Below are 12,175 nucleotides of genomic sequence, written 5' to 3'. Positions count from 1 at the left end.
GTGCCCGATCCAGCCGGGAGGCCATGACGCTTGCGCGGAGCTACCCCCCGTAGCTCTGCACCAGGCTGCCGGCGACCAGCGACCAGCCGTCGACCAGAACGAAGAAGATCAGCTTGAACGGCAGCGAGATCGTCACCGGCGGCAGCATCATCATGCCCATCGACATCAGCACCGAGGCGACCACGAGGTCGATGATCAGGAACGGCAGGAACAGCAGGAAGCCGATCTCGAAGGCGCGCTTCAGCTCGGAGATCATGAAGGCCGGCACCAGGATGCGCAGCGACATCTCGTCGGGCGTCGCCGGCGGCGGCTCGCCGGAGAGGTCCATGAACAGCTTCAGGTCCTTCTCGCGCACGTTCTTCTGCATGAAGCCGCGCAACGGGATCGAGGCGCGCTGCAATCCTTCCTCGACGCCGATCTGGTTGGCGACCATCGGCTTGATGCCGTCGTCATAGGATTTCTGCAGCACCGGCCCCATCACGAAGGCGGTGAGGAACATCGCCAGCGCGATCATCACCGAGTTCGGCGGCGCGGTCGCGGTGCCGAGCGCGGTGCGCAGCAGCGACAGCACCACCACGATGCGCGTGAACGAGGTCATCATGATCAGGATCGACGGCGCGATCGACAGCACCGTGAGCAGCGCGATCAACTGGATCGCGCGCTCGGTGACGCCGCCATTGCCGCCGCCGAGATTGATCGAGATATCCTGCGCCATCGCCGGAACTGCGAAGGCTCCGGCGGCGATCAGGACAGCGATGAAAAAAACTCTACGCGGAAATGCCCCTGATCTCACGAAGGGGACTTCGGTCGGCCGAGCAGGGACGCCATCTCGTCCTCGAGATTCTCGAACCCGCTCTTCTGCGACGCGGGCGCGGCAGGCGGCTCGCTGCGCGCCGGACGCACCGGCGGCGCCTCGGGCGCGACCGGCGGCGCGACGGTCTCTGCCCCACCTGGTGTCGGGCGGCGCAGCGCCGCCTCGAGCCGCTGCGCCATCTCGGCGAGATTGGCGTCGGCGTTCGTTGCGGCCGGCGGGGCCGGAGGCGCCGGCGGCGCTGCCGCAGCAGGCGGGGGCGCAGGAGGTGGCGGCGGCACGGCGGCACGCTCGGGGCTGCGCAACGGCGGCGGCGCCTTCGGCTCGATGGCGCGCGGCGGACGCGGGATCGCCGGCTCGGCGCGCGGCAGCCGCGGCGGCATCGGATCAGGTCGCGGCTCGGTGCGCTCAGTCGAGAGGCCCGCGAGCGGATCGCTACGGCGCTCCGCAGCCGGTGCGGGCCGGCGCAACTCGTCGGCAAAGGCAGGGCGCGTCTGACGCGGCAGCGGTGGCAGTTCGGGTTCAGGCTGGTCGAAACTATCCGCGCGGGCGGCTTCGCTCTCGGCCCACGCGGCATCCGGCAGCGGCGCGACGCGCGGCGGCGCCGAGTCGGTCGCGACCGCGGGACGCGTCGACATCTGATCGCGGCCAGGCATCGCGCGGACGATGTTGGGCTCGACGACGATGTCGGTCGGACCGCCGATCATCAGCAAATGTTCGATATTGTCGCGGCGGACCAGCACCAACCGGCGGCGGCCGTCGACGGCGGCGGCGTCGATCACCGCGAGTCGCGGCATCCGTCCGCGATTGGCGTTGGCGCCGATGCGGCCGCCGCCGAAGCGCCGGACCAACCAGGCTGCAACCACGATCAGCACCAGCACGGCGACGAACGCCAGGATGAATGTAACTGCCTGCATACTGGAGTCCCCGGCCATGTGGCCTTCCTCAGCTTCCGCTTTCAGCGAGCGCGGACTGACAAACGTGGTTTGCGTAAAGCGAATCGCGCCCGAGATTCGCCTTATTCCTTAATTCCCACCGGCTTGCAGCCGACTGTTCTATTAATAAACCAAGAATCGCTTGTCCCAAAACGACTTCTCAGCGCCCCACGCTGACTTGGCCTCGGCTGGTTAACGCAGCATTCGTGGCGAAAATGCGCTCGCAGGCCGCGGTTCGGAGGTTCTCCACGGATCAGTCCGGTATTTTAACCACCCGTTAACCATAGACCGGGCAAATTCTGCCTACCTCGGGAGCCCCAGCGGCCGTCCAAGAGGTTAACGGAGCAGCTCGCCATGTCCATGAACGATCTCCCGATCCTGTCGGCGCTGCGCACCAAGATGCAGTGGCACCAGGAACGCCAGCGCGTGCTCTCCGAGAACATTTCCAATTCCGACACGCCGAACTTCCGCCCCCGCGACCTGGTCGAGCCGAAGTTCGACAAGGCCGGCTCCACGGTCGGCGGCGGCATGGGCACGCTGCCGATGTTGCAGACCAGCGCCACCCACATGTCGGCGTCGGGCGCACCGGAGACCTTCGACAATGACCGCGGCAAGAGCGGCTTCCAGACCCGGCCGGCCGGGAACGCGGTCAATCTCGAGGACCAGATGCTGAAAGTGTCGGCCAACCAGATGGACTACCAGGCCGTCACCTCGCTCTACAGCAAGAGCCTGCATCTCCTGAAGACCGCGATCGGCAAAGGCTAGGGCCGCTGACGGCGGCAGGAGGACATCATGGCAGACGACGTCAGCGACTTCACCCGCTCTATGAGCATCGCGACCTCGGGCCTGCGCGCGCAGGCCGGACGGATGCGGGTGATCTCGGAAAATATCGCCAACGCGGATTCGACTTCGCAGACCGCGGGCGGCGATCCGTATCGCCGCAAGGTGCCGACCTTCTCGTCGGCGCTCGACCGCACGCTCGACGCCCAGGTGGTGGCGCTCGGCCGGGTGCGCACCGACTCTTCGGCGTTCCGCGTCAAATACGAGCCGGGCAATCCGGCGGCGGATGCCTCCGGCAACGTCAAATATCCCAACGTCAACTCGCTGGTCGAAATGACCGACATGCGCGACGCCCAGCGTTCCTATGAGGCCAACCTCAACATCATCGGCGCGACGCGGCGGATGATCCAGCGCACGCTCGACATCCTCAAATCCTGACGCAACAGAAAAACCAGGGATCGTAGATCATGGCTTCCCCGACAGTCGCCGCCAACGCCTATGCCAGCCTCGCCAAGATGATGGAACGGGGCGGCGCCGAGAAGGCAAGTCAGGCCGCCGCCGGCGGCCCTTCGTTCAGCGCGCTCGTCAAGGACGCCGTCGGCAGCGTGATGGAAGCAGGCCAGAAGTCCGACGCGCAGACCATGGCGATGGCCTCGGGCAAGGCCAATGTGATGGACGTGGTGACCGCGGTCGCGGAAACCGACGTCGCGGTTTCGACGCTGGTGTCGGTGCGCGACAAGGTGATCCAAGCCTACGAAGACATCATGAAGATGTCGATCTGACGTCGACGAAGCAGTTCCAAAAAAAGAGAGAACAACAATGACCGGCCCTGAAACCCTCGACGTGGCACGCGATGCGCTCTGGACCATCGTGGTGGTGTCGTCGCCTCCGATGGTGGTCGGCCTCGCGGTCGGCGTGGTGGTGTCGCTGTTCCAGGCATTGACGCAGATCCAGGAGCAGACCCTGGCCGCCGTGCCGAAGATTCTCGCGATCTTCGTCACATTGCTGCTGGCACTGCCCTTCATGGCGGACCAGCTCAACGCCCACATGATGCGGATTTCGTCGCGAATCATCGGCGGTTGAGGCAGTAATGCCCCGGTCATGCGCATCGATATCTCGCTCCTGCCGGCGTTGGCCGCCACGTTCGTGCTGGTCTTCGCGCGCGTGGGCGCGATGGTGATGCTGTTGCCCGGCTTCGGCGAGAGCAACATCCCGACGCAGATCAAGCTGTCGATCGCGCTGCTGCTGACGTTGATCATCCTGCCGCTGCACCGCAACGCCTATCACGTCGACATGACGTCGATCTCCGCGCTCGGCGTGTTGATGGTGCACGAGCTGATCATCGGCATCGTGCTCGGCGCGACCGCGCGGGTGACGCTGTCGGCGCTCAACGTCGCGGGCTCGGTGATCGCCCAGCAGCTCGGCCTCGGCTTCGTCACCGCGATCGATCCGACCCAGGGACAGCAGGGCCAGATCATCGGCAACTTCCTCACCATCCTCGGCCTTACGCTGCTGTTCGCCACCGACAGCCACTATCTCGTCATCGCGGCGTTGAGCGAAAGCTACCGCATCTTCTCGCCGGGCGAGGTGATGCCGACCGGCGACGTCGCTTCGCTCGCGACATCGGCCTTCTCCGCCGCCTTCAAGATCGGCCTGCAACTGTCGGCGCCGTTCCTGGTGTTCGGCCTGGTGTTCAATATCGGGCTCGGCATCCTGGCGCGGCTGATGCCGCAGATGCAGGTCTATTTCGTCGGCGTGCCGCTTATGATCCTCGCCGGCTTCGTGATCTTCGGCGTCGTGCTCGCCGCGATGATGGGCACCTATCTCGATTATTTCCTCGGCGTCCTGCGCCAGCTCGCCCCCATGAACTAGGGACCAGCAATGGCCGAGGATACCGACGACAAAACAGAAGACCCGACGCAAAAACGTCTCGACGAGGCGCTCGAGAAAGGCGACGTCGTCAAGAGCCAGGAGGTCAACACCTGGTTCGTGATCGCGGGCGCCACGCTGCTGTTCTCGATGTTCTCGGGCTCGGTCGGCGGCGGGATCTCGATGCCGCTGCGCAATCTGATCGCCAATTCCTGGATGATCCGCACCGACGGCCCGGGCCTGTTGCAGCTGGCCCAGTCGCTCGGCTACGCCGTGATCGCCGCGATCGGCGTGCCGTTCCTGCTGCTGGCGCTGGCCGCGATCGCGGCCAACATGATCCAGCACCGGCTGGTGTGGTCGGCCGAGCCGCTGATCCCGAAATTCTCCAAGATATCGCCGGCGGCAGGCCTCAAGCGGCTGTTCGGCAAGCAGGCCGGGGTCAATTTCCTGAAGGGCCTGTTCAAGCTGATCGCGCTCGGCGCCGTGATGGTCATGGTGCTGTGGCCCGAGCGGATGCGCATGGAATCGTTCCTGCGCGTCGACCCGGCGGACCTGCTGCCCGCGATCACTAGCATGACGTTGCATCTGCTGGCCGCCGTGGTCGCGTTCCTCGCACTGGTCGCGATCGCCGACTACTTCTTCCAGTACCGGACCTGGTTCGAGAAACACAAAATGTCGCTCCAGGAGGTGAAGGACGAGTTCAAGCAGTCCGAAGGCGACCCGCACGTCAAGGGCCGGATCCGACAGCTCCGGGCCCAGCGCGCCAAGAAGCGCATGATGGCCCAGGTTCCCAAGGCTTCGGTCATCATCACCAACCCGACCCACTTCGCGGTGGCGCTGGCCTACGACCGCGGCATGCCGGCGCCGGTCTGCCTCGCCAAGGGCACCGATCTCGTCGCCCTCAAGATCAGGGAGATCGCCAAGGAGCACGACATTCCCATGGTGGAAAACGTGCCGCTGGCCCGCGCGCTCTACGCCACCGTCGAGGTCGACCAGGAGATTCCGGTCGAGCACTATCATGCGGTTGCCGAAATCATCGGTTACGTGATGCGGCTCAAGCGCGGCCTGTCCGGCCTGCGCAGCTGAACGGAGCCGGCGGAAATCCGCTTGAAATGCGCGTAACTTGCGAAATTGCCGCCCGGCGGACTTGCGTTTTCGGGTCCGATTCAGGCACTCAGGGATGGGCGGCCGCTCCGGGCGCCCCAACGATGCCGACGAGCCATGTCTCTCCAGATGACCGCCGATAGCAACCATCCTCCCGCGACCGAGCCGTTCGTGGCCCACGGGCCAACGCGGCGGGGCGGCAGCATCCTCCTGGTGCTCCTGATCGCGGCCGGCATCGTCGCGGTGGCGGTCTGGCTGATGACCATCGGCCGCACCCAGGCCCAGCCCTATATCCTCGGTGTGCTGGCGCTGCTCGCCACCGTCGGGCTGTTCAATCTGTTCGCCTTTGCCGCCGGCATCATCCGCTTCTCCGACCGCGCCACCGACGACCCGGTGATGGGGCGGATCGCCGACCACGCCCATGAGGGGCTCGTGGTCACCGACCAGCGCGGCCATGTGGTCTATTCCAATGCCGCCTATCTGGCGCTGACCGGCGCGGCCTCGCCGCAGGATGTCCGCCCCGTCGAGCGCGTTTTCATCGGCAACCCTGATGTCTCCGAGGCCGTGTTCCGCCTGTTGAAGGCCGCGCGCGAAGGCAAGCGGCAGCAGGAGGAGGTCCGCATTGCCGGCCCCGGTCACGACGCCGGCCAGACCGGTCAAGGGGCGCAAGGCCGCTGGCTGCGCTTGAGGGTGCGTCCGCTCGGCCAGAGCAAGCGCGAGTCCAAATACGCGGTGTGGTCGATCGCCGACATCACCCGCGACCGCGAGCGCCAGGAAGACGTGTTCCAGGAGCTGCGGCACGCCATCGAATATCTCGACCACGCGCCCTGCGGCTTCTTCTCGGTCAATGCGGCCGGCGAGATCGCCTATGTCAACGCGACCCTGGCGAACTGGCTGGACTACGACCTCGCCGAGATCGGCTCGGGCGGGCTGAAGCTCTCCGATATCGTCTCGGGCGACGGCGCCTCGCTGCTGACCTCGATCGTGCCGGTGCCGGGCGAGGTCAAGACCGAGGTGTTCGACATCGATCTGCGCATGCGCGGCGGCAAGACCGTGCCGGTGCGGCTCTATCACAAGCTCGCCTTCGGCGCCGACGGCGCGGCGGGCGCCTCGCGCACGCTGGTGATCAGCCGCGCCCGCGACGAGCATTCCGATCCGGAGCGTGCCGCCGAGGTGCGCTTCATGCGCTTCTTCGACCACACGCCGATGGCGATCGCCACCGTCGACCGCGGCGGCAATGTGGTCGGCGCCAATGCGCGCTACGCCAAGCTGACGCAGAACCTGAACGGTGAGGGCGGCGCCGCCAAATCGATCTTCCGCGCGGTCAATCCGCGCGACCGCGGCCTGCTGATCGCGGCGATCAACCAGGCTGCCGAAGGGCAGGGCGACATCGCGCCGGTCGAGGTGATGCTCGACGGCGCCAAGGAGCGCTTCGCCCAGTTCTTCGTCACGACCGTCGAGAAGAACGAGCGCGACGCCGAGACCGCGATCGTCTACATGCTCGAGATCACCGAGCGGCGGGCGCTGGAAAACCAGATCAACCAGTCGCAGAAGATGGAGATGGTCGGCCAGCTCGCCGGCGGCATCGCGCACGATTTCAACAACGTGCTCTCGGCCATCATGATGGCCAACGACTTCCTGCTGAACGCGCACAAGCCGACCGATCCGTCGTTCCAGGACATCATGCAGATCAAGCAGAACGCGACCCGCGCCGCGACGCTGGTACGGCAGCTGCTGGCGTTCTCGCGCCGCCAGACGCTGCGGCCGCAGGTGCTCGACCTCGGCGACGCGCTGTCTGATCTCACCATGCTGTTGCGCCGGCTGATCGGCGAGAAGGTCAAGCTCGACCTGGTGCACGGCCGCGATCTGTGGCCGATCAAGGTCGACGTCTCGCAGTTCGAGCAGGTGATCGTCAATCTCGCGGTCAACGCGCGTGACGCGATGCCGGACGGCGGCAGGCTGAGCATCCGCACCGGCAATGTGCCGACGGACGAGGCCGCGCAGCTCGCCAACAAGGGCATGCCGGCGGCCGACTATGTGAAGATCGAGATCTCGGACACCGGCACCGGCATTCCCGCCGAGATCATCGACAAGATCTTCGAGCCGTTCTTCTCGACCAAGGAGGTGGGCAAGGGCACCGGCCTTGGGTTGTCGACGGTCTACGGCATCGTCAAGCAGACCGGCGGCTTCGTCTATGTCGATTCCGTCCCCGGCGAAGGCACCACGTTCCGCATCTTCCTGCCGCGGCACCGGCCGGAGCAGGAAGTGGCGCCCGAAGCCCATGCCGGCAATGGTGCGGCGAAGGAGGTCGCGGCCGTCGCGGAAGCCGCCAAGCCGAAGCCGGATCTGACCGGGCAGGGCACGATCCTGCTGGTCGAGGACGAGGACGGCCTGCGCTCGCTGAACGCGCGCGGCCTCCGCTCGCGCGGCTACAGCGTGATCGAGGCCGCCAACGGCGTCGAGGCGATCGAGGCGCTGGAGGAGAAGCAGGGCGCCGTCGATCTCGTCGTCTCCGACGTGGTGATGCCGGAGATGGACGGTCCGACGATGCTGAAGGAGATGCGTGGCCGCAATCCGGAGCTGAAAATCATCTTCGTCTCAGGCTATGCCGAAGACGCCTTCGAGAAGAGCCTGCCCGAGAACCAGCAGTTCGCGTTCCTGCCGAAGCCGTTCACGCTCACGCAGCTGGTCGCGGCGGTGAAGGAGACCATGACGGCGTAATAGCGGCGGTGTATCCGGCGTGAGGGCCGGCTTTCGCGTCCGCAAGGGTCAAAATCGCCACATCTCCGCGACCGCGGGCCGCAGCCGCGGTTCCGCTTTCCCGCTTCACTTTTACCGTTCGATGCCCATCTTAGGGGGCGTTCCCCATGCCGGGGATTCCTTGAGGAAACCAACATGAATTTCTCGCACCGCACGCGTGGAATTGTTCGGGCGATCGCCGTCGTGATGGCGCTGGCGCTGCCCGTGATGATGACCGTCTCGGCGGCCGATGCGCGCGCCGGCAGCGGAGGCTCGCGTGGCTCGCGAACCTTCTCCGCGCCGCCCTCAACCAACACCGCGCCGGGTTCGGTCGCCCCATTGAACCGCACCTTCAGCCAGCCCAACGGCCCGGGCATGGGCGCGCCGGCGGCCAACTCCGGCGGCCTGTTCGGCCGTCCGGGCATGGGCCGCAGCCTACTCGGCGGTCTCGCCGCGGGCTTCCTCGGTGCCGGCTTGTTCGGCATGCTGTTCGGCGGCGGCCTGTTCTCCGGCCTCGGCGGCCTGTCGTCGATCCTCGGCCTGATCCTGCAGATCGGCCTGATCGTGCTGGTGGTCCGGTTCGCGATGTCGTGGTGGCAGCGCCGCAATTCGCCGTCCCCGGCCTATGCCGGCGGACCCGATGTCGGCCCCGGCGCGCAGCCGAACACGCGCTCGGGCTTCGGCTTTGGGCTCGGCGGCGGCAATAATGCGCCGGTCGAGATCACGCCGGCCGACTACGAGGCGTTCGAGCGACTGCTCGGCGAGATCCAGACCGCGTGGTCGAACGAGGACATCGCAAAGCTGCACACCCTGGCGACGCCCGAGATGGTTTCGTACTTCTCGAACGATCTGCAGGACAACAAGGCGCGCAACGTCATCAACAAGGTGACGAATGTGAAGCTCCTGCAGGGCGACCTCGCGGAAGCCTGGCGCGAAGGCGACAGCGAATATGCCACGGTCGCGATGCGGTACTCGCTGGTCGACGTCATGCTCGATCGCAACAGCAACCGTCTGGTCGGCGGCAGCGAGCAGCCGCAGGAGGTCACCGACGTCTGGACCTTCCTGCGCCAGCGTGGCGGCAACTGGGAGCTCTCGGCGATCCAGGAGACCAACTGAGAGACCAACTGACCAGTTGTCGGCTATGAACAACACAAAGCGCCGCGGCTCACCCCGCGGCGCTTTTGTTTTGCGTGCTTCATGCGCGCGTCGTGGCGTTGGAATATCCGTTGATGCCGCGGGTTGATGTCAGCGGACCATCACAACCGTCGGGAGGATGAGATGAAGATCGTTGCCTGGATTGCCGTTCCTGCCTGTCTTGCGTTCGCAGCCGTCGCCACATCGCCGGTGCGGGCGCAGACCGCGAACACCAGCTTCTTCGTCACCAGCAACGGTATCGGCAATGGCGGCAATCTCGGCGGCCTCGCCGGCGCAGACAATCGCTGCCAGGAGCTGGCGCAGGCCGCAGGCTTCGGCGCGCCGAAGACCTGGCGCGCCTATCTGTCGACGCAGGCCGCCGACGGCAAGCCCGCGGTGAACGCGCGCGACCGCATCGGCAAGGGACCGTGGCAGAATGTGAAGGGCGTCGTGGTCGCCAAGGACGTCACGGAGCTGCATGGCGCCGCCAACAATCTGACCAAGCAGACCGCGTTGTCCGAGAAGGGCGAGGTGATCAATGGCCGCGGCGACACGCCGAACCGTCACGACGTGCTGACGGGATCGCAGGGCGATGGCACCGCCTTTGCCACCGGCGACGACCGCACCTGCAAGAACTGGACGAGCAGTACGCAAGGCTCCGCGATGCTCGGCCATTCCGACCGCATCGGCCTGCGCGACGACGATGCGTCGAAATCCTGGAATTCGTCGCACCCCTCGCGCGGCCCCGACGGCGGCTGCTCGCAAAGCGATCTGAAGAGCACCGGCGGCGACGGCCTCTTGTACTGCTTCGCGGCGAACTGATCGCAAACTGGTGCGTTGACGTCCGCTCGACGGCTCCCGCAAGATTGTGGGGCCATATCGGCCGTCATCGACCCAGGGGTCCGCGCATGCACTATCAGCTTTACTACTGGCCGATGATCCAGGGCCGCGGCGAGTATGTCCGGCTCGCGCTCGAGGATGCCGGTGCGCCCTACACCGACGTCGCGCGCGGCAAGGCTGGCATGGGCGCGATGACGAAGATGATGGAGGCGCACGAGGGCACGCCGCCGTTTGCGCCGCCATTCCTCACCGCAGGTAAGCTCGTGATCGGGCAGACCGCCAACATCCTGCTCTATCTCGGCGCGCGCCACGGTCTGGCGCCGAAAGCGGAGGGCGGCAAATTGTGGGTGCATCAGCTGCAGCTCACGATCACGGATCTGGTGCTCGAGATCCACGACACCCATCATCCGCTCGGGCCGTCGCTCTATTACGAGGACCAGAAGGCGCCGGCGAAACGGCGCAGCGAGGACTTCTGGGAATCGCGGGTGCCGAAATATCTCGGCTATTTCGAGGATCTTGTGCAGGCCAATGGCGGCGGCTTCGTCACCGGCAGGCGCGCGACCTATGTCGACCTGTCGCTGTTCCAGATCGTGGAGGGCCTGCGCTACGCATTTCCCAGGCGCATGGCGGGGTTCGAGAAAAAGGTGCCTCGCTTGATCGCGCTGCGCGACCGCGTCGCGGAGCGGCCGAACATCAAGGCCTATCTCGCCAGCGACCGCCGCATTCCATTCAACGAGGAAGGCATCTTCCGCCGCTACAAGGCGCTGGATGTTTGAGTATCGCCGCGTGATCTTGCGCTGATCGTCATGGCCGGGCTTGACCCACGGCTGTCCACGTTGTTGCGCGATGGATGCCCGGGTCAAGCGCGGGCATGACGAAATACGTAAGCGGTTCGCTATCGGCTCCGCCCATCCACCGGCGTCATCGCGAGCTTCGACAGCTCGACGCCGTCGATGCAGCTGACATTGAGCGCCACTATATCGCTGCCATCGGGCTTCTTGCCGCGTGCGAACACGTCGACGCCGCAATCGAGGCAGAGCTGGTGGTGGATGGCGTGGCGGTTGAACAGATATTCCTTCAGGTTCTCTTGTCCGGCGCGGAGCTGGAAGCTCGTCGGTGGCAGGAACACGAAGTGCAGCCCCTTCTTGGTGCAGATCGAGCAGTTGCATGCGGTGACGAAAGCCATGTCGGTGGTGCATTCGAAGCGGACCTGGCCGCAATGGCAGCCGCCGGTGTAGGTCTTGCTGTCTTCCATGTTCAACTCTCCATGATCATCCCTCACCACAATCCCGGCACGAGGCGGTAGCGCACCCTCGCCGCGTATTCGGCATAGCCTTTCAGCCCTGCGACCAGCGTGCGTTCCTCGATGCCGGTGCGGAACGCGAACATCGCGAAGTACAACGGCACGAAGCCAAGGCCCCACCACGAGCCGAGCGTCAGCGGCACGCCGATGAAGAACAGCATCACGGCGGCATACATCGGGTGACGGACGAGAGCGTAGGGGCCGTCGGAGATCACCTGATGCTGACGCTCGGTCTGCACCTTGACGACCGGCGCCGCAAAGGAATTGGTACGGAACACCCAGAGGATCAGCACGGTCGAGAGCAGATAGAGTGCAAGGCCAAGCAGCATCAGCGCGACGCCGGCATTGCCGCCGCCAAAACGGCGGTCGAGCCCCATCACGACGAACCACAGCACCGCGACGGCAACGAAGATCAGCATGAAGATCTTGTCGGCCCTGGGCTGCTCCTCGCGCGCGGTGAGGCGCATGCGCTCGGCGAGCAATCCGGGATCGACCTTGGCGAGCCACAGGCCGCAGGCCGGGCCGATCACCGCCGAGGCGATCAGATAGGCCCAGGCACCCGGCCAATCCAGTGTGCCGGCGGCGCCAAACAGCAGCGCGGCCATGCCGGCGACGAACAGGGTGTTCTGCAGGAGGAGCTTGGCGATCATGGCGGGCTCC

The 12,175-nt window shown here is 65.9% G+C and carries 14 protein-coding genes; 10 read left to right on the top strand and 4 right to left on the bottom strand.

The window, feature by feature from the left end:
- Positions 1-40 precede the first annotated feature (40 nt).
- Both fliP and IC762_RS24100 read right to left on the bottom strand, forming a co-directional pair.
- Positions 41-793, bottom strand: coding sequence for a flagellar type III secretion system pore protein FliP (gene fliP, locus IC762_RS24105; protein WP_195784698.1), 753 nt, complete (start codon positions 791-793; stop codon positions 41-43).
- Positions 790-1,728, bottom strand: a complete 939-nt coding sequence (locus tag IC762_RS24100; protein ID WP_195784697.1) for a flagellar biosynthetic protein FliO — start codon at positions 1,726-1,728, stop codon at positions 790-792. Before IC762_RS24100 ends, fliP begins: the two co-directional genes overlap by 4 nt.
- Before the next feature lie 372 nt (positions 1,729-2,100).
- Here IC762_RS24100 and flgB point away from each other — a divergent pair, with 372 nt between their 5' ends.
- From flgB to IC762_RS24050, 10 genes are all read left to right on the top strand, one after another.
- Positions 2,101-2,511: a flagellar basal body rod protein FlgB gene (gene flgB / locus IC762_RS24095; RefSeq protein WP_195784696.1), complete on the top strand. Its 411-nt coding sequence runs from the start codon at positions 2,101-2,103 to the stop codon at positions 2,509-2,511.
- 27 nt (positions 2,512-2,538) lie between these two features.
- Positions 2,539-2,964 (top strand): flagellar basal body rod protein FlgC, encoded by a 426-nt coding sequence (gene flgC / locus IC762_RS24090; protein ID WP_195784695.1) that lies wholly within the window; start codon positions 2,539-2,541, stop codon positions 2,962-2,964.
- 29 nt (positions 2,965-2,993) lie between these two features.
- Positions 2,994-3,308, top strand: coding sequence for a flagellar hook-basal body complex protein FliE (fliE, locus tag IC762_RS24085; RefSeq protein WP_195784694.1), 315 nt, complete (start codon positions 2,994-2,996; stop codon positions 3,306-3,308).
- 37 nt (positions 3,309-3,345) lie between these two features.
- Entirely contained in the window at positions 3,346-3,609 is a 264-nt protein-coding gene (gene fliQ, locus IC762_RS24080; protein ID WP_195784693.1) for a flagellar biosynthesis protein FliQ, read from the top strand.
- 18 nt (positions 3,610-3,627) lie between these two features.
- Positions 3,628-4,398, top strand: coding sequence for a flagellar biosynthetic protein FliR (gene fliR, locus IC762_RS24075; protein WP_195784692.1), 771 nt, complete (start codon positions 3,628-3,630; stop codon positions 4,396-4,398).
- A 9-nt stretch (positions 4,399-4,407) separates the two neighbouring features.
- The gene (gene flhB, locus IC762_RS24070) at positions 4,408-5,481 is read left to right on the top strand and encodes a flagellar biosynthesis protein FlhB (RefSeq protein WP_195784691.1); all 1,074 of its coding nucleotides are present in this window, start codon (positions 4,408-4,410) and stop codon (positions 5,479-5,481) included.
- 147 nt (positions 5,482-5,628) lie between these two features.
- Positions 5,629-8,220: a cell cycle histidine kinase CckA gene (gene cckA, locus IC762_RS24065; protein WP_195790259.1), complete on the top strand. Its 2,592-nt coding sequence runs from the start codon at positions 5,629-5,631 to the stop codon at positions 8,218-8,220.
- Positions 8,221-8,394: 174 nt separating this feature from the next.
- Positions 8,395-9,354 carry a Tim44 domain-containing protein gene (locus IC762_RS24060; RefSeq protein WP_195784690.1) on the top strand — a complete coding sequence of 320 codons (960 nt, stop codon included), beginning with the start codon at positions 8,395-8,397 and terminating at the stop codon, positions 9,352-9,354.
- Positions 9,355-9,516: 162 nt separating this feature from the next.
- Complete coding sequence (locus IC762_RS24055) at positions 9,517-10,194, top strand: lectin (RefSeq protein ID WP_195784689.1); 678 nt, start codon at positions 9,517-9,519, stop codon at positions 10,192-10,194.
- Positions 10,195-10,280: 86 nt separating this feature from the next.
- Positions 10,281-10,988 (top strand): glutathione S-transferase, encoded by a 708-nt coding sequence (locus IC762_RS24050; RefSeq protein WP_195784688.1) that lies wholly within the window; start codon positions 10,281-10,283, stop codon positions 10,986-10,988.
- Positions 10,989-11,107: 119 nt separating this feature from the next.
- Here the strand turns inward: IC762_RS24050 and IC762_RS24045 are convergent, their stop codons facing one another.
- Together IC762_RS24045 and IC762_RS24040 are read right to left on the bottom strand one after the other, a co-directional pair.
- Complete coding sequence (locus IC762_RS24045) at positions 11,108-11,467, bottom strand: GFA family protein (RefSeq protein ID WP_195784687.1); 360 nt, start codon at positions 11,465-11,467, stop codon at positions 11,108-11,110.
- Between the two features lie 23 nt (positions 11,468-11,490).
- Positions 11,491-12,165, bottom strand: coding sequence for a methyltransferase family protein (locus IC762_RS24040; RefSeq protein WP_195784686.1), 675 nt, complete (start codon positions 12,163-12,165; stop codon positions 11,491-11,493).
- Positions 12,166-12,175: the final 10 nt, after the last annotated feature.

Source organism: Bradyrhizobium genosp. L, from assembly GCF_015624485.1.
In the GTDB taxonomy this organism is placed as follows: Bacteria; Pseudomonadota; Alphaproteobacteria; order Rhizobiales; family Xanthobacteraceae; genus Bradyrhizobium.
This window is presented reverse-complemented; position numbering and strand designations above follow the sequence as displayed.